A 15484-nucleotide genomic window follows, 5' to 3' on the forward strand; every position below is an offset into this window, starting at 1 on the left:
TCGCGACGCCGGCGATCTTCGCGGCCCCGGCGGCGGCGTCCCTCGCATGGGCCCCGGCGCAGAGCACGGTCACATCGCCCAGGCCCTTCAGCGCCCCCACGGCCTTGCCCGTGGCATCCGCGTTCAACTCTCCATTGGTGACTTCACCCAGCAGCAGAACAGCCATCAGATCACCCCCGCTTCCTTCAGTTTCGTGACAAGCTCATCGACCGAGCCGACTTTGATGCCGGCGCTGCGGCCCTCGGGCTCGCGGGTCGAGACCACTTCCAGCCGGGGCGAGACATCGACGCCGTAATCGGCCGCCGTCTTCTCATCCAGCGGCTTCTTCTTCGCCTTCATGATGTTCGGCAGGCTCGCATAGCGCGGCTCGTTCAGGCGCAGGTCGGCGGTGACGATGGCGGGCAGTTTCACGCTGATCGTCTGCAAGCCGCCATCGACCTCGCGGGTGACCTTCGCGGCCTCGCCCTCGATCTCGACCTTCGAGGCGAAGGTCGCCTGCGGCCAGCCCAGAAGTGCGGCCAGCATCTGCCCCGTCGCGTTCATGTCATTGTCGATCGCCTGCTTGCCGGCGATCACGAGGCCCGGCTGTTCCGCGTCAATGACGGCCTTCAGGATCTTCGCCACTGCCAGCGGCTCGATATCCGTGTGCACGTCATCGGCCGCCACCACCAGGATCGCCCGGTCGGCGCCCATCGCAAGCGCGGTGCGCAGCGTCTCGGCCGCCTGCTTGACCCCGATCGAGACGGCGATGACCTCCTCGGCCACCCCCTTCTCCTTCAGACGGATCGCCTCCTCCACCGCAATCTCGTCAAACGGGTTCATCGACATCTTCACATTCGCAAGATCGACACCCGAGTTGTCGCCTCTGATCTTGGGCTTGACGTTGTAATCAATGACCCGTTTCACGGGGACCAGGATTTTCATCGATTTCTCCTTGTTCTGGCAAACCGGGGAGGACCAGGGGCGTCGTACCCTGTCACTTCTGTCGGCCGGTCTTGGGGTTGCGATCAGCTGTTCAGCGCCTTGGCACGGTCGCGCAGCATGAATTTCTGGATCTTTCCGGTCGAGGTCTTGGGCAGTTCGTCGAAGATGAAGGTCTTCGGCACCTTGAAGCGGGCCATGTGCTGGCGGCAGAACTCGGTCATCTCCTCGGCGGTCAGGCTGCGGCCCGGCTTCACGGTGATGAAGGCGCAGGGCGTCTCGCCCCATTTCTCGTCCGGCCGTGCGACCACCGCCGCCTCCATCACGTCGGGGTGGCGATAGAGTACGTCCTCGACCTCGACCGAAGAAATGTTCTCGCCGCCCGAGATGATGATATCCTTGGAGCGGTCCTTGATCTCGACATAGCCGTCGGGATGCATGACCCCCAGATCGCCCGAGGCGAACCAGCCGCCCTTGAACGCCTTCGCGCTGGCCGTGGGGTTCTTGAGATAACCGCGCATGACGTTGTTGCCGCGCATGAAGATCTCGCCGATGGTCCGACCATCCGCCGGCAGCGGTGCCAGAGTCTCGGGATCGGCCACCATCAACCCGTCCAGCGCGATGTTCCTGACCCCCTGCCGCGCCTTCAGCCGCGACCGCTGGTCGGCATCGACCCCGTCCCATTTCGACTGCCAGGCGCTGACCACCGAGGGGCCGTAGGTCTCGGTCAGGCCATAGACCTGCGTCACCTCGACGCCCATCGCCTCCATATTGGCGATGACGGCGGCGGGGGGAGGGGCGCCGGCCGTCATCACCTTCACCTCATGGGTGAAGTCCTTCAGCGCGTCGGGCGCGTTCACCAGCATCTGCAGGACGATCGGCGCGCCGCAGAAATGCGTCACCTTCTCGTCGCGGATCAGCTGGAAGATCGGCTCGGGCCGCACCGCGCGCAGGCAGACGCAGAGCCCGGCATTGGCCGCGATGGTCCAGGGAAAGCACCAGCCGTTGCAATGGAACATCGGCAGGGTCCAGAGGTAATGCGAATGCTGGCCCATGCCCCAGGTCATGATGTTCGACATGGCGTTCAGCGCCGCGCCGCGGTGGTGATAGACGACGCCCTTCGGGTCGCCCGTGGTGCCCGAGGTATAGTTCAGGCTGATCGCGTCCCATTCGCTGCCGGGCAGCGACCAGGCGAAATCCGGATCGCCCTCGGCCAGCAGATCCTCATAGGTCAGGCGGCCGATGCGGCTGCCGCCCTCGAAGCTAGGGTCCTCGATATCGACGACCAGCATCTCGGGGCGGTGCGCGATCTTCACGGCGCGGTCGACCACTTCGGAAAATTCCGGATCGACCAGCAGCACCTTGGCCTCGGCGTGATCGAGGATGAAGGCGATGGCCTCGGCGTCCAGACGGGTGTTGATGGTGTTCAGCACGGCGCCCGACATCGGCACGCCGAAATGCGCCTCGAACATTTCCGGAATGTTGGCGGCGACGACCGAAACCGTGTCGCCCTTGCCGATCCCGCGGCCCACCAGGGCACTGGCCAGACGGCGGGTGCGGGCATAGGTTTCGGCCCAGCTGCGCCGCACCTCGCCATAGCTGACCGCCTGCAGGTCGGGATAGACCGAGGCCGTGCGCTCGATGAAGGAAAGCGGCGTCAGTTGCACGAAATTCGCCGGATTCCGGTCCAGCCCGAGTTCGTAGATGTTCGAGTGCTCAGCCATTCTTTTTCCCCGAAGACAATGTGTGACGACAGCCTGCGCGCCATGACGGCATCTATTAGCCATACAGTGTTGCCGCAGTTTGCGCGAAATGTACTCAATTGTGACGGCTGTGCCGCAAGACTTGCGCAATGCCGAAAAGCGCCGATCCTGCATGCGTGGTCTCTTCCGGGAAGGGTTCTCGATGGACGGATTGGAACATGGCGAAAAGATGCGCCACATCCTCGAGGGGTTGGAGCATGTGGCGCAGGGCGTGACGATCTTCGACCAGTCGCTGAAGCTGGTCGCCTGGAACAGCACCTTTCTGGCGATCTACGGCTATCCGAGAAGCATGGCTTTTCCCGGCGCCGATTTCGAAAGCTTCATCGCCTTCAATGCCCGGAAAGGCGATTACGGCCCCGGCGATGCGGCCGCCCAGATCGCCGAACGCGTCGCCATCGCCCGGCAGTTCCGGCGCCATCGTATGCAACGCCGGCGTGCCGACGGCAGCAGCATCGAGATCGAGGGCCACCCGCTGCCCAGCGGCGGCTTTGTCACCACCTATACCGACATCACCGACGTGGTCCGCCAGCGCGAAATCCTGCGCGAGGAGGTGGCGCGAAAGACCAGCGCGCTGCACCTGAGCGAACAGCGGCTTGGGCTGATCGCGGACGAGGTTCCCGCCGGGATCGCGCATCTCGACGAGGACATGAATTTTCTCTATGTGAACAAGCGCTTTGCCCATGCCTACGGGCTGGAAGCCTCGGCGGCGATCGGCCTGAATGCGGCCGAAGTCCTGCATCCGCGCACGCTGTCGGAATCGCGGAAGTTCTTCGAGCAGTCCCGACGCGGCGCGCTGGTCGATTTCGAGATGCAGATCGAACTGCCGGGCGGGCGGTTCAAAGACATTCGCACGCTGTTGCGGCCGGAACGGCCGGCCTCGGGCGAGGCTGCGGGGTTTTATCTGCTGTCGATCGACATCACCCGGCGCAAGGCCACCAGCAACGCGCTGATGCGGTCGCAGAAGATGGATGCGCTTGGGCGGCTGGCCAGCGGAATTTCACATGATTTCAACAATCTGCTGACGGTGATCCTTGGCAATCTGGTGCCCCTCGCCGAGGGGCTGGATGATGCGGAACTGGTCAGCGAGTTTCTGACGCCCGCGATCTCGGCGGCGCGGCGGGGCTCGGCGCTGACGAAACGACTGCTGACGCTCGCACGGCGGGAAGAGCTTGATCCGCAGCCGACCGCCATTCCCGACGCGATCGAGGATATCTGCAAATTGCTGGCCGCCACCCTGCCAGGCAGCCTGCGGCTGGTGCAGGACCATGGCGATGACCTGCCCCTTGCGATGGTCGATCAGGCGCAGCTTGAAATGGCCCTGCTGAACCTGGCGATGAACGCGCGTGACGCGACCGAGGGCCAGGGCACGATCCGCATCGAGACATCGCTCTACGCGCTGCAACCCGATGAGGCGGGTTTCCACCACATGCGCGCGGGCGACTATATCCGCCTGCGCGTGTCGGACGATGGCTGCGGCATGTCGCCCGACATGGCCGAAAAGATCTTCGAGCCCTTCGTCACCTCCAAGGCGGCCGGCAAGGGGTCGGGGCTGGGCCTGTCGATGGTCTATCGCTTCGTCCGTCAGTCGAACGGCGCGATCTGGGTCGACAGCCGGCCGGACCATGGCACGGTCTTTACCATCATGCTGCCCGTGGATCATGGCGGCAGCGTATCCGCCCCGGCTCCGTCATCGCACACCCCTGCCCCGCCCGACGACCAGCCAAGGCTGATCCTGCTGGTCGAGGATGACCCGGATGTCCGCCGCGCCATCCGCAGGCAGATCGGCAGGCTTGGCCATCATCTGATCGAGGTCGGCAGCGCCGACGAGGCCCTGGTCCTGATCGAGCAGGTCCACGGCATCGAGATCGTCCTCTCGGATATCGACATGCCCGGCAGGCTGGACGGTTGCGCCCTGGCCGAACGCCTCTGCGACCGGCAGCCCGCCCTGCCCGTCGTGCTGATGAGCGGCAAGACCGATCCGACGCGGGCCAACAATAGGCTTGCCAATGTTCCCTTTCTGGCCAAACCCTTTACCGACGAGGATCTGCGCGACGCCCTGCAAAAGGCCGTCGTGCTGCCGGATCGGGGGGCCGCGCCGAATGAAACCGCTGATCTATCTGGTCGAGGATGACGCAGACATTGCCCGGCTGATCACACGCACGCTGGAGCAGCAGGGAACCGAGGTCAGAACCTTTCGCCGGCTGGCCGATTTCCAGCGCGCGGTCGCCCTGAAGGCGCCGGACCTCTGCCTTGTCGATCTCAGCCTGCCGGACGGGGACGGCCTCAGCGTCGTGCATGGCGGCCTGCCCGCCTCGGTGCCGAAGATCATCGTCACCGGTCGCGGGCAGTTGACGGACCGTGTGGTCGGGCTGGAGGTGGGCGCCGATGACTATATCGTCAAACCCTTCGAGCCGCGCGAACTGGCGGCCCGGGTCAAGGCGGTCCTGCGGCGCAGTCAGCCGGTCAGGGGAGGCCCGGCAACGGCTTCGGGAAGGATCGCGTGCTTTGGTGACTGGACCGCCGATTTCGAGGCCTGCACGCTGTCGCACAGCGATGGCGAGGTGATGCAGCTCAGCGCCGCCGAGGCGACGCTGCTCTCTGCCTTCACCGATGCGCCGGGGCGGGTCCTCAGCCGCAACCAGTTGCTTGATGCAACCACCGGACGGGCGGACGAACCCACCGACCGCAGCATGGATGCCCGCATCAGCCGTCTGCGAAAGAAGCTGCGCGACGATCCCTATTCACCCAGCATCATCCGGACGGTGTATGGTGCCGGCTATGTCTTCTGCCCGGTGCCCTCGGCGCAGGCCACCTGACGCCGCGCGGTGCTCCACGCTCAGCGGCGCAGCGCGTTGATCACATCCAGCGCCATCGTGTCGCTGAAGCTGACATGCGCGATCATCAGGGCGCGCGCCCGGTCGCCCGCCGCATCCAGAATCGCCGATGTGATTTCTTCATGGTCCCGAACCGAGGCTTCCGCCTCGCCCAGAAGCCGGTGCCGCGCGGCAAGATAGCCGATCAGCCTGTTGGCGGCCCCCAGGGCCATCTGGCTCAGGTATTCATTGCCCGCGGCCGCCATGATGCTGCGATGGAAATCGAGGTTCAGGTCGTAATAGCCGTCGCCCGTGCCGGCCTTCAGCCAGTCGCGACAGGCGCGCGCGGCCTGTTGCAGACGCTCGGCCTGGGCCGGGTTGATCCGCCGGGCGGCGCGGAAGGCCAGGGCGCCCTCGGCTTCGGCCAGGACCTCGATCATCTTCATCAGCCCTTCGGCATCCAAGGCGGCGATGCGGGCACCGTCCCTCGGCCGGCGCTCGACCACGCCCAGGGTCTCCAGCGCGATCAGCGCCTCGCGAATCGGCGTGACGGACAATCTCAGCCGCTCGCGCAGGTCAACCTCGTCGATGCGGTCGCCCGGCATCAGAAGGCGGCCCTGCACCCGAGCCAGAATGTCGTCCCGAACCTGATCGGCCTGCGCGCCCATCCCAAAGCAACTCCTTGATTTATCTCATTCAGCCGGCAGTATCACATAGCCTGTCGTCACTGATGCTATAATTACACTATCTATAATTATATTTATAGTTGACGAATCGCCCGTTCTGATGGATTGTGCATCCATCGCTACTGTCATGGAGGGGGAGGTCATGACCACCAACGCAGAATTTGCGTCATCGCCAAAGACACCGCATCAGCAACCGCGGCCAGCCTTTACCGGGCCGGATCTGTGCCGTCTTGACGCCACCGAGGTGGTCAGCCTGCTGAAGCGGCGCGAGGTTTCGCCCGCCGAATTGCTGGATGCCGCATTCACCCGGCTGCGGGCGGTCGAGCCGGCCATCAACGCCACGCCGATCCTTTGCGAGGACCGCGCCCGCGCCGCCGCGCAAAAGCTCGATTTCTCGGCGGCGGATCATCCCGGCTGGCTGGCCGGCCTGCCGATCGCCATCAAGGACCTGACCGCCGTGGCCGGTGTCCGCACGACCTTCGGCACCCGCGGCCTTGCGGATTTCGTTCCCGAAGCCTCCGATCCGCTGGTCGAGCGGCTTGAGGCGCGGGGCGGCGTCGTGGTCGGCAAGACCAACACGCCGGAATTCGGCGCGGGCGGCAACACGTTCAACGATGTCTTCGGCCCAACGCTCAATCCCTGGGATACGCGACTGAACGCCGGCGGCTCGTCAGGCGGGGCCGCGGCATCGCTTGCGGCGGGCGAGGTCTGGCTCAGCCACGGGTCGGATCATGGCGGTTCGCTCAGGACCCCGGCGGCCTTTTGCGGCATTGTCGGGCTGCGGCCCAGCCCCGGTCGCGCCGGCGGCGGGTCCGATGCGATCGGCTTCATGATCGAGGGCGCGCAGGGGCCGATGGCCCGCACGGTGCGGGATTGCGCGCTGTTTCTGGATTCCATGGCGGGATACGAGCCGCGTTTCCCGATTTCCTACCCGGCGCCGGACACCTCGTTCCAAGATGCCGTCGAACGCGCCGATCCGCGCCTGAAGATCGCCTTCACGACCGATCTGAACGGCTTCTCGCCGGTCGATGCCGAGGTCGAAACGCATCTGCGCGGCGTCATGACGGCGCTGGAACGCGAGGGGGCAACGGTCGAGGAAACCTGCCCCGCCCTGCCCAATCTGGAACGGACCTATCATGTCCTGCGCGGCGAGATGTGGGCGACCATGGGCCGCCGGTTGCCCGATGCGATCAGGCGGCACTTCAAGCCCACGCTTGAGGAAAACATGGCCTTCGGCGAGGCGCTGACCATGGCTGATATCGCCGACGCCCAGTTGGACCGCACGATCCTCTACCGTAACATGCTGCGCCTGTTCGACCGCTTCGATGTGCTGGCGCTGCCGACCGTCGGCTGCCTGCCCCATCCGCAAGAGGAAGAGTGGGTGCGCGAGGTCGGTGGACGGCACCTGACCGGTTACATGGACTGGCTGCGCTTTGCCTTCCTGGCAACCGTCACCGGCCTGCCGGCGATCTCGGTCCCGGCCGGGATCGGGCCGCGCGGCCTGCCCGTCGGGCTGCAACTGATCGGAAAGCTGCGTGGCGAGGCTGCGTTGCTGGCGGCGGCGCGCGTGGTCGAGATCTCGGCCGGCGGACCGCTCGGGCCGATCGACCCGGTGGTCCGGCAGGGATAGCAGATCGGCGCGGGCGAGGCCCGGGCGGGGAAGGTCGCGTCAGCGATCCCGCATCGTCCGCGCCTGCTGCGCCGCTTCGTCAAAGCGTGCCCCGGCCTCCTGCTCGAACTGGTCGCTGTCGACCCATTGGGCCAGCTTCTCCATCGTGCCGATGAAGGCCGCGACTTCGGACGGTTCGAGATGCCGGAACAACAGCTTCAGCCCGGTCTCGGACAGCAGGTCGGCCCGGCGGCGCGCGGCGCTGCCGAACGGGGTGCTGTGCAGCCCGAAGCGGCGGGCGTCACGCTCATCGTTGCGGCGCTCGATGTGATTGCCCCGGACCAGCACCTGAATCAGGCGTGAGACGAGGCTTCGCTCCATCGCGCCCAGGTCGACGATCTCGGCAAAGGTGATGCCGGGATTGTCGTCGATCAGCCGCAGGACGCGAATGGTGCGGATGTCCAGTCCGACCACGTTGAGAAAGTGTTCCTGAACCGTCTCGTTCACGGCATTTGCCAGCATGTTCAGCTTGTAAGCGGCATTCCCCTGCCGAAAGGCCTTTGACCAGTTCCTGAACATGCAGCCCTTCCTGTGAGGTTCACGACCGCGTCCCGTCGGGGGGCGGCATGAAAACGATCAAAGCGTAAATTATCGCTTTGTTCAATAGTCGCAATATAAGATAATCTTAGACAGAGACAACATCTAATCGATTCGGAGGATGAAATGGGAGTTATCGAAGATATCGTCGCCAAGCAGGGCACCTTCGCCGAATGGCGCCAGGCCATGCATGAAAACCCGGGCCTTGGCTTTCAGGAGACCTTCGCGGCCGAGATGGTCGAGGCGAAGTTGAAGGAATTCGGCATGGACGAGATCCATACCGGCATCGGCGGCACCGGCATCGTCGGCGTGCTGCATGGCAAGCGCCCCTCGAACCGGTCCATCGGCCTGCGCGCCGACATGGACGCGCTGCCGATCGAGGAAGAGACCGGCAAGCCCTATTCGTCGAAGGTTCCGGGCGTCATGCATGCCTGCGGCCATGACGGCCACACCGCCACACTGCTGGCGACCGCCTGGCACCTGTCGCGCAACCGCGACTTCGCCGGCAAGGTGCATTTCATCTTCCAGCCGGCCGAGGAAGGTCTTGGCGGTGCGCTGGCCATGCTGAAGGACGGGCTGCTGGACCGCTTTCCCTGCGACCGCATCTATGCCTATCACAACATCCCCGGCTGGGAGACGGGCAGCATGTTCACCCGGCCCGGCCGGCTGATGGCGGGCAGCATCTTCTTCACCATCCGCGTTCAGGGCCGGGGCGGTCATGCCGCCATGCCGCAATCCACGGTCGATGCCACGCAGATCGCCGCGAATATCGTGACGACGGCGCAAAGCATCGTCGCCCGGAACATCGACCCGACCGAGACCGGCATCGTCTCGTTCACCGATGTCTATGCCGGCACCAACAGCTTCAACGTCATTCCTGACAAGGCGACGCTGAAAGGCTGCCTGCGCTTCTTCGACAAGCAGATCGGGACCCAGATGGCCGAGCGGCTGGAAGCCGTGGCGAAGGGCGTGACGGAAACCTATGGCGGCAGCGTCGAGGTCGAATTCGAAGAGATTTTCGTGCCGCTGGTCAACGATCCCGAGGCGACTGCCGTGGCCGTCGCGGCCGCGATCGAGACGGTCGGCGCCGACAAGGTCGATGGCAACATCAGGCCGATCACCGGCAGCGAGGATTTCGCCTACATGATCGGGGATCTGCCCGGCAACTACATCTGGGTCGGCGCCGGTCCCGGCGCGATGCCGCATAACCCCGGCTTCGATTTCAACGACGAGATCATGCCGGTCGTCGCCAGCTATTTCTGCAACCTGGTTCAGAAAGAACTGGCCTGAACCGCCAACCTGATAAGGAAAGAACGACATGGAACAGGTCCTTCAGACCGCAAACGGGATGGCGCTGTGGCTTTTCGCCCTCCTCGTGGTCAGCATCGTGGTCGTGCAGGCGCTGATGTTTCTGCGCATGACGCTGAATTTCTCGAACCGCTTCGGCATCCTGACCCCGGCCGAGCGGGGCATCGTCTACAAGACCGCGACGATCAACTCGATCGGGCCGGCGATCGCGGTCTTCTTCGTGGCGGTCACGCTGGTCGCCATGGTCGGCGGGCCGGTCACGCTGATGCGGGTCGGCGTCATCGGCTCGGCGGTGTTTGAATTCGTCGCCGCCGACCAGGGCGCCAAGGCGGTCGGGGCGGAACTGGGCACCGACAGCTATACGCTCGAGGCCTTCACGGCATCGGTCTGGGTGATGACGCTGGGCGGCATGGGCTGGCTGATCTCGACCTTCTTCATGACGAAAAGCCTTGACCGGGCGCAGGACCGCATGTCGGCCAGCAATCCGGCCCTGATCCGCGCCATCGGCACCGCGACGCCCATCGCCATCTTTTCCCTGCTGGGCGCCAATGCCGCGATCGACAAGAGCTGGCTCAGCAATGTCACCGTGGCGACGGACGATCTGATCGCGACGATCTCGGCGGCGGCGGCCATGATCCTGCTGCACGCGGCGGGCAAGCATCGCGCCTGGTTGCGCGAATGGGCGGTCGGCTTTGCGCTGATCGGCGGGCTTGCGGCCGGTTACATCGCCAGCCACGCGCTGGCCTGAGATACAGTTTTCGGGAGGAACATGACAATGACCGATCAATCCATCGACAGCTTCTACAGAGGCGAATTCATTCCCCGCGCGCATCGCATTGGCCGCTCGACCGTTCTGGTCGCCATGGTCCTGTGCGTGCTGCCCGCGCTCTACCTGTCCTTCGTGCTGGGCGCCTATCCCGGCATCGGGCCGATCATGCAGGGCTTTCTGGCCATCGCCGCCTTCGTCGGCATCATGTGGGTGGTCGAACCGATCTCCTACTTCCCGGTTCTGGGCGTCTGCGGCACCTACATGAGCTTTCTCTCGGGCAATATCGGGAACATGCGGATGCCGGTGGCCATCTCCTGCCAGAGCGCCATTCAGGCCGAGACCGGCACCCGCCGGGCCGAGGTCGCCGCAGTGCTGGGGATCGCCGTCTCGGTGATCGTCAACCTCGTCTTCCTCATCGCGGTCGTGCTGATCGGCGGCGCCCTGATCGCGGTCCTGCCCACGCCCGTCGCCGACGCCATCAAGAACTATACCCTGCCGGCGCTTTACGGCGCGGTGCTGGTGATGTTCGTCAACAGCGCCACCCGCCGCAATGCGATGACCGGGCTGCTGGCCGGACTTGCGGTGTTCCTGTCGCCGATCTCGGAAATCTACGGATCGGCCGCCGCCGGCATTCTGGCGATCATCCTGGCGGTTCTGCTGAACATGGGCTGTCAGAAGAAGCCGGTGGAAACAGCGGCGTGAACGCCTTCGCGCAGGGGGGCCACCTGACGACCAGGTGGTATCCCCTGCGCCGCGGGCCAAGGCCGGCACCCGCCTTCATGCACACCGACAGGACCGCGCCCGTCACAAGGCGCGGTCCTGTCAACTGAATCTTCTCGCCGGGTCAGGCCGAGTCGCGGAACCGGCCGGCCGATTGGCCTATCCGTCCGGATGCGCCTGGGCGCGATCATCCAGACGCAGCGAGGCGATCAACTCGTGAAAGCGGTCGCCCTGAATGATGACATGCGCCTTCATTTCGGCTGCGGCCCCTTCGGCCTCGCCGGCCTCGATCAGATCGGTGATCCTCTGATGCTCGGCCAGCGACCGGGCCATCCGGCCGCGCAGCTGCACCTGCCGGCGGCGATAGGGCTGCAGCACGATCTGCAGCCGCAATGCCTCGCTTTCCAGGAACCGGTTCCCCGAGGCCGCGTAGATGGCCTGATGAAAGACCGTGTTCTGGTGATAATAGGCGTCGCTGTCGCCGGTATTCGCGGCCTCTTCGCAGCCGCGCTGCGCCGCCTTGATCGCCTCGACCTCGTGATCGGCCCCGCGACCGGCGGCCAGCCTTGCGCACATCGCCTCCAGTTCGGCCATGACCTCGAAACGCTCGGTCAGTTCGACGACACCCAGTTCGGTGATGAAGGTGCCGCGCTTGGGCTCGACCCGGACAAGGCCCGAGGCCTCCAGGGCCTGCAGCGCCTCGCGGATCGGGGTGCGTGAGCAGGAAAACTCGACCGCCAGAGCCTCGGGATCAAGCTTCTCGCCGGGGACGAATCGGCCGTCCACGATCTGGTTTTCCAGCGCCTGCCTGATCTGCTGCGCGGTCATTCTTGCGGGGCGATCCACGGCGCCGTCCTTCAAGCTTCTGCAAAGTCTATGGAATTTAACACATCACAGGGTAACATCCAACGTATTATTTGTTATATACAACATGAATTGAAATGTGTATAAGAGATGCAGGAGGACATATCATGGCACGCCCGAGACTCGCCTTTCTGACTGATCTGGTTCAGGCCATCACCGGCGGCGACAAGGCCGGCCGCGACACCGCCGTGCTGGATGAAACGGCCGCGCGCCGGGCCCTGTCGCGGCCCGCGCCCGAACGCCTGATCGCCGCCTGCGACGTGCTGATGGGACGGATCGGCGATGCCGCCCGCATGGCGGTGGCCGAACAGGCGCTGGCGGCCTATGCCGAACTGGACGCGGGCCAGAAGGCGGGTTTCTTCGCCCAGATACGCGACGGGTTCAGCCCCGATCCCGCGCATATCCGCGCCGCCTTTGCCGCCTATGACGCCGATCCGTCGGCGGGAACGCTGGTGCCGCTGTTCAATGCGGTCGAGCCGCCGCGCCAGACGCTGCTGCGCCGCCTGAACACCGCGCCGGGGGCCACGCTGAAGCTGGTCAACATGCGCGCCGATCTGCTGGCCGCGATGCGGAAAGATCCGTCGCTGGCGCCACTGGATGCGGATTTCGCGCATCTTTTCGCGTCCTGGTTCAACCGTGGCTTCCTCAGGATCGAGCGGATCGACTGGTCCACCCCGGCCGCCGTTCTGGAAAAGATCATGAACTATGAGACCGTCCACCCGATGAAGGGGTGGGAGGATCTGCGCCGCCGCCTGGACCCGGCCGACCGGCGCTTTTACGCCTTCTTCCATCCGGCCACGGGAAATGAGCCGCTGATCTTTGTCGAGGTCGCCCTGACCCGCGACATCCCGGCCGAGATCGCGCCGATCCTGACCGCACCGCGCAGGGCCGCGGCGGACGATGCCACGACGGCGGTATTCTATTCGATCAACAACACGCTGGAAGGGCTGAAGGGCGTGTCCTTCGGCAATTTCCTGATCAAGCAGGTCGTGGCCGAACTGGCCGCCGAACTGCCGGCGCTGAAAACATTCGTCACGCTGTCGCCCGCACCCGGTTTCGCGGCATGGCTGGCCAGCGGCGAAGACCCGCAGGCGGCGGATCTCTCCGCCGAGTTGGACCTGGGCGCCTGGCTGAACGACAGGGACGAGGCCGCGCGGTTGAAGCCGCAGGTCGAGGCGCTGGCGGCACGGTACTTCACCGGCGCGCGGACGAAATCCGGCGCGCCGCGCGACCCGGTCGCCCGCTTTCATCTGGGCAACGGCGCCGCCGCCTGGCGCGTCAACTGGCCGGGCGACCTGTCCGACGGCGCGATCCGGCGCGCCCACGGGCTGATGATCAACTATCTCTACGAACCCGCCGAGATCGAGGCCCAGCACGAGGCCTTTGTCCGCGACGGAACCATCGCCACCGGCGCGCCCCTGGCCGCCGTCCTGGCCCGCTGAACCTGCTAAGGGAGGAGACTAATGCAGACCATCTATGAAAGCTTTCTGGCCTCAGTCGATGCCGTTCCCGGCAAGGCGCTGTTCGAACGCCCCGGCGCGGCTGATATCAGCTATGCCGAGGCGCGCGATCTGGTGCAGCGCCTGGCCGCCGTGCTGACCGAGACCGGCGTGCAGCCGGGCGACCGCGTGGCCGTGCAGACCGAAAAAAGCGCCGAGGCGATCTGCCTCTATCTGGCGACGCTTCAGGTCGGCGGGGTCTATCTGCCGCTGAACACCGCCTATACCGGGGCCGAGATCGACTATTTCATCGGTGACGCGGCGCCGCGGCTGTTCGTCTGCACCCCTGCGGCGCTGGCCGATCACAAGGCCCGCGAAAGCGGCGATCTGCGGGTCGAAAGCCTTGGCGCGGATGCCGACGGCACGCTGATGGACCTGGCCGGTGCCGCCGCGCCGCGCGGCGATCATGTCGCCCGCGGGATGGGCGACCACGCCGCGATCCTCTACACCTCGGGGACCACGGGCCGCTCCAAGGGCGCGGTCCTGACGCATGGCAACCTGGCCTCGAACACGGCGGCATTGCTGCAAAGCTGGCGCTATAGCGGCGATGACCGGCTGATCCACGCGCTGCCGATCTTTCACACCCACGGCCTGTTCGTCGCCGCGAACATGAGCATCGTCGCCGGCGCCACCATGATCTGGCTGACGAAATTCGATGGCGAGCAGGTGATCGACCTGATGGCGGATGCGACCGTGCTGATGGGCGTGCCGACCTTTTACACACGGCTTCTGAAATCCGACCGGCTGAACCGCGACACCACCGCCAACATGCGGCTCTTCGTGTCGGGCTCGGCCCCGCTGCTGGCCGAGGATCACCGCGCCTTCGAGGAAAAGACCGGGCACCCGATCCTTGAACGTTACGGCATGACCGAGACCTGCATGATCACCACGAACCCCTATGACGGCGCGCGCAAGCCGGGCGCCGTGGGCATGGCCCTACCGGGGATCGAGATCCGCGTCACCGACCGCGAGACCGGCGCGACCCTGCCCGATGGCGAGATCGGAGCGATCGAGGTGCGCGGCCCGAACGTCTTTGAAGGCTACTGGAAGATGCCGGAAAAGACCGCGGCCGAATTCCGCGCGGATCGTTTCTTCATCACCGGCGATCTGGGCCAGATCGGCGAGGACGGCTATCTGCGCATCGTCGGGCGCGACAAGGATCTGGTTATCTCGGGCGGCTATAACGTCTATCCGAAAGAGATCGAGGGGCTGATCGACGATCTGCCCGGCGTCGTCGAAAGCGCCGTGATCGGCCTGCCGCATCCCGATCTGGGCGAGGGCGTCACTGCGGTCGTGGTGGCGCAACCGGGCGCAAGCCTCGACGAGGGCAGCGTCATCGCCCAGATCGGCGACCGGCTGGCCCGCTTCAAGCAGCCCAAGCGCGTGCTGTTCGTCAAGGAACTGCCCCGCAACGTCATGGGCAAGGTCCAGAAGGCCGAACTGCGCAAGAGCTACGCCGAACTTTACAAATAGGCCACAGGCGCGTCGCCGGGGCCGGAGGAGGCCCCGCCACCGCCGATCCAGGGAGGAGTGGATCGATGATTATCTACGGAGTCGCCGTTCTGGCGGGCTGCCTGCTGGCCGGCATGGTCGTGGGCGATGCGCTTGGTGTACTGCTTGGGGTCGAGGCGAATGTCGGCGGCGTGGGCTTTGCCATGCTACTGCTGATCGTGCTGACCGACCGGATGCGCAAGGCGGGGCGCTTCCCGCAGCACAGCGCCGAGGGCGTCCTGTTCTGGAGCGCGATGTATATTCCCATCGTCGTCGCCATGGCCTCGACCCAGAACGTCGTCTCGGCCGTCGGCGGCGGGCCGGTGGCCCTTCTGGCCGGTGTGGCTGCGACGGGTGTCTGCTGGTCCCTCGTCCCGGTTCTGTCCCGCATCGGCGGGGCCGAGGAACCCCTGCCCCCCGTCAGCGAAGAAGAGGAGGTCTGAG

14 protein-coding genes and 1 pseudogene are annotated in these 15484 nt (G+C 65.4%); 9 read left to right on the forward strand and 6 right to left on the reverse strand.

The window, feature by feature from the left end; translation table 11 throughout:
* From KNW02_RS20945 to KNW02_RS17320, 3 genes and pseudogenes are all read right to left on the reverse strand, one after another.
* Positions 1-166: pseudogene (locus KNW02_RS20945) on the reverse strand (electron transfer flavoprotein subunit alpha/FixB family protein); the annotation flags it as partial.
* Complete coding sequence (locus KNW02_RS17315; RefSeq protein ID WP_216034490.1) at positions 166-924, reverse strand: electron transfer flavoprotein subunit beta/FixA family protein; 759 nt, start codon at positions 922-924, stop codon at positions 166-168. The pseudogene KNW02_RS20945 and the gene KNW02_RS17315, both read right to left, overlap by 1 nt.
* 83 nt (positions 925-1007) lie before the next feature.
* The gene (locus tag KNW02_RS17320; protein ID WP_216034491.1) at positions 1008-2645 is read right to left on the reverse strand and encodes an acyl-CoA synthetase; all 1638 of its coding nucleotides are present in this window, start codon (positions 2643-2645) and stop codon (positions 1008-1010) included.
* A gap of 181 nt (positions 2646-2826) precedes the next feature.
* On the opposite strand from KNW02_RS17320, the gene KNW02_RS17325 reads away from it, so the two are divergent.
* Both KNW02_RS17325 and KNW02_RS17330 read left to right on the forward strand, forming a co-directional pair.
* Positions 2827-4815, forward strand: a complete 1989-nt coding sequence (locus KNW02_RS17325; RefSeq protein ID WP_216034492.1) for a hybrid sensor histidine kinase/response regulator — start codon at positions 2827-2829, stop codon at positions 4813-4815.
* Positions 4784-5500, forward strand: a complete 717-nt coding sequence (locus KNW02_RS17330; protein WP_216034493.1) for a winged helix-turn-helix domain-containing protein — start codon at positions 4784-4786, stop codon at positions 5498-5500. The genes KNW02_RS17325 and KNW02_RS17330 overlap by 32 nt, the downstream gene beginning before the upstream one ends.
* Positions 5501-5520: 20 nt before the next feature.
* Here KNW02_RS17330 and KNW02_RS17335 read toward each other — a convergent pair whose 3' ends face one another.
* Complete coding sequence (locus KNW02_RS17335) at positions 5521-6165, reverse strand: GntR family transcriptional regulator (RefSeq protein ID WP_216034494.1); 645 nt, start codon at positions 6163-6165, stop codon at positions 5521-5523.
* A 160-nt stretch (positions 6166-6325) separates the two neighbouring features.
* Here KNW02_RS17335 and KNW02_RS17340 point away from each other — a divergent pair, with 160 nt between their 5' ends.
* Positions 6326-7813 carry an amidase gene (locus tag KNW02_RS17340; RefSeq protein ID WP_216034495.1) on the forward strand — a complete coding sequence of 496 codons (1488 nt, stop codon included), beginning with the start codon at positions 6326-6328 and terminating at the stop codon, positions 7811-7813.
* A 39-nt stretch (positions 7814-7852) separates the two neighbouring features.
* Here the strand turns inward: KNW02_RS17340 and KNW02_RS17345 are convergent, their stop codons facing one another.
* Positions 7853-8371 carry a MarR family winged helix-turn-helix transcriptional regulator gene (locus KNW02_RS17345; RefSeq protein ID WP_216034496.1) on the reverse strand — a complete coding sequence of 173 codons (519 nt, stop codon included), beginning with the start codon at positions 8369-8371 and terminating at the stop codon, positions 7853-7855.
* 144 nt (positions 8372-8515) lie between these two features.
* Here KNW02_RS17345 and KNW02_RS17350 point away from each other — a divergent pair, with 144 nt between their 5' ends.
* From KNW02_RS17350 to KNW02_RS17360, 3 genes are read left to right on the forward strand one after another with little or no spacing between them, the layout of a single operon-like run.
* Positions 8516-9679: an amidohydrolase gene (locus tag KNW02_RS17350; RefSeq protein ID WP_216034497.1), complete on the forward strand. Its 1164-nt coding sequence runs from the start codon at positions 8516-8518 to the stop codon at positions 9677-9679.
* Between the two features lie 28 nt (positions 9680-9707).
* Complete coding sequence (locus KNW02_RS17355; protein ID WP_216034498.1) at positions 9708-10445, forward strand: DUF5058 family protein; 738 nt, start codon at positions 9708-9710, stop codon at positions 10443-10445.
* 27 nt (positions 10446-10472) lie between these two features.
* Positions 10473-11168 (forward strand): hypothetical protein, encoded by a 696-nt coding sequence (locus KNW02_RS17360; protein ID WP_216034499.1) that lies wholly within the window; start codon positions 10473-10475, stop codon positions 11166-11168.
* Between the two features lie 177 nt (positions 11169-11345).
* Here KNW02_RS17360 and KNW02_RS17365 read toward each other — a convergent pair whose 3' ends face one another.
* Complete coding sequence (locus tag KNW02_RS17365) at positions 11346-12032, reverse strand: GntR family transcriptional regulator (RefSeq protein WP_348524759.1); 687 nt, start codon at positions 12030-12032, stop codon at positions 11346-11348.
* 125 nt (positions 12033-12157) lie between these two features.
* Here KNW02_RS17365 and KNW02_RS17370 point away from each other — a divergent pair, with 125 nt between their 5' ends.
* The 3 genes from KNW02_RS17370 (at position 12158) to madL (ending at position 15483) form a co-directional block, all read left to right on the forward strand.
* Positions 12158-13492, forward strand: coding sequence for a malonyl-CoA decarboxylase domain-containing protein (locus KNW02_RS17370; protein ID WP_252734047.1), 1335 nt, complete (start codon positions 12158-12160; stop codon positions 13490-13492).
* A gap of 21 nt (positions 13493-13513) precedes the next feature.
* Entirely contained in the window at positions 13514-15022 is a 1509-nt protein-coding gene (locus tag KNW02_RS17375) for a malonate--CoA ligase (RefSeq protein ID WP_216034500.1), read from the forward strand.
* A gap of 65 nt (positions 15023-15087) precedes the next feature.
* Entirely contained in the window at positions 15088-15483 is a 396-nt protein-coding gene (gene madL / locus KNW02_RS17380) for a malonate transporter subunit MadL (RefSeq protein WP_216034501.1), read from the forward strand.
* The last annotated feature ends 1 nt before the right edge of the window (position 15484 follow it).

It is taken from the genome of Paracoccus marinaquae (assembly GCF_018860165.1).
Classification (GTDB): Bacteria; Pseudomonadota; Alphaproteobacteria; order Rhodobacterales; family Rhodobacteraceae; genus Paracoccus; species Paracoccus marinaquae.

Bases quoted from the DNA above. Each gene is read 5' to 3' on its own strand.
- KNW02_RS17315 (WP_216034490.1), bottom strand. From the start codon at position 924: ATGAAAATCCTGGTCCCCGTGAAACGGGTCATTGATTACAACGTCAAG.
- KNW02_RS17320 (WP_216034491.1), bottom strand. From the start codon at position 2,645: ATGGCTGAGCACTCGAACATCTACGAACTCGGGCTGGACCGGAATCCG.
- KNW02_RS17325 (WP_216034492.1), top strand. From the start codon at position 2,827: ATGGACGGATTGGAACATGGCGAAAAGATGCGCCACATCCTCGAGGGG.
- KNW02_RS17330 (WP_216034493.1), top strand. From the start codon at position 4,784: ATGAAACCGCTGATCTATCTGGTCGAGGATGACGCAGACATTGCCCGG.
- KNW02_RS17335 (WP_216034494.1), bottom strand. From the start codon at position 6,165: ATGGGCGCGCAGGCCGATCAGGTTCGGGACGACATTCTGGCTCGGGTG.
- KNW02_RS17340 (WP_216034495.1), top strand. From the start codon at position 6,326: ATGACCACCAACGCAGAATTTGCGTCATCGCCAAAGACACCGCATCAG.
- KNW02_RS17345 (WP_216034496.1), bottom strand. From the start codon at position 8,371: ATGTTCAGGAACTGGTCAAAGGCCTTTCGGCAGGGGAATGCCGCTTAC.
- KNW02_RS17350 (WP_216034497.1), top strand. From the start codon at position 8,516: ATGGGAGTTATCGAAGATATCGTCGCCAAGCAGGGCACCTTCGCCGAA.
- KNW02_RS17355 (WP_216034498.1), top strand. From the start codon at position 9,708: ATGGAACAGGTCCTTCAGACCGCAAACGGGATGGCGCTGTGGCTTTTC.
- KNW02_RS17360 (WP_216034499.1), top strand. From the start codon at position 10,473: ATGACCGATCAATCCATCGACAGCTTCTACAGAGGCGAATTCATTCCC.
- KNW02_RS17370 (WP_252734047.1), top strand. From the start codon at position 12,158: ATGGCACGCCCGAGACTCGCCTTTCTGACTGATCTGGTTCAGGCCATC.
- KNW02_RS17375 (WP_216034500.1), top strand. From the start codon at position 13,514: ATGCAGACCATCTATGAAAGCTTTCTGGCCTCAGTCGATGCCGTTCCC.
- madL (WP_216034501.1), top strand. From the start codon at position 15,088: ATGATTATCTACGGAGTCGCCGTTCTGGCGGGCTGCCTGCTGGCCGGC.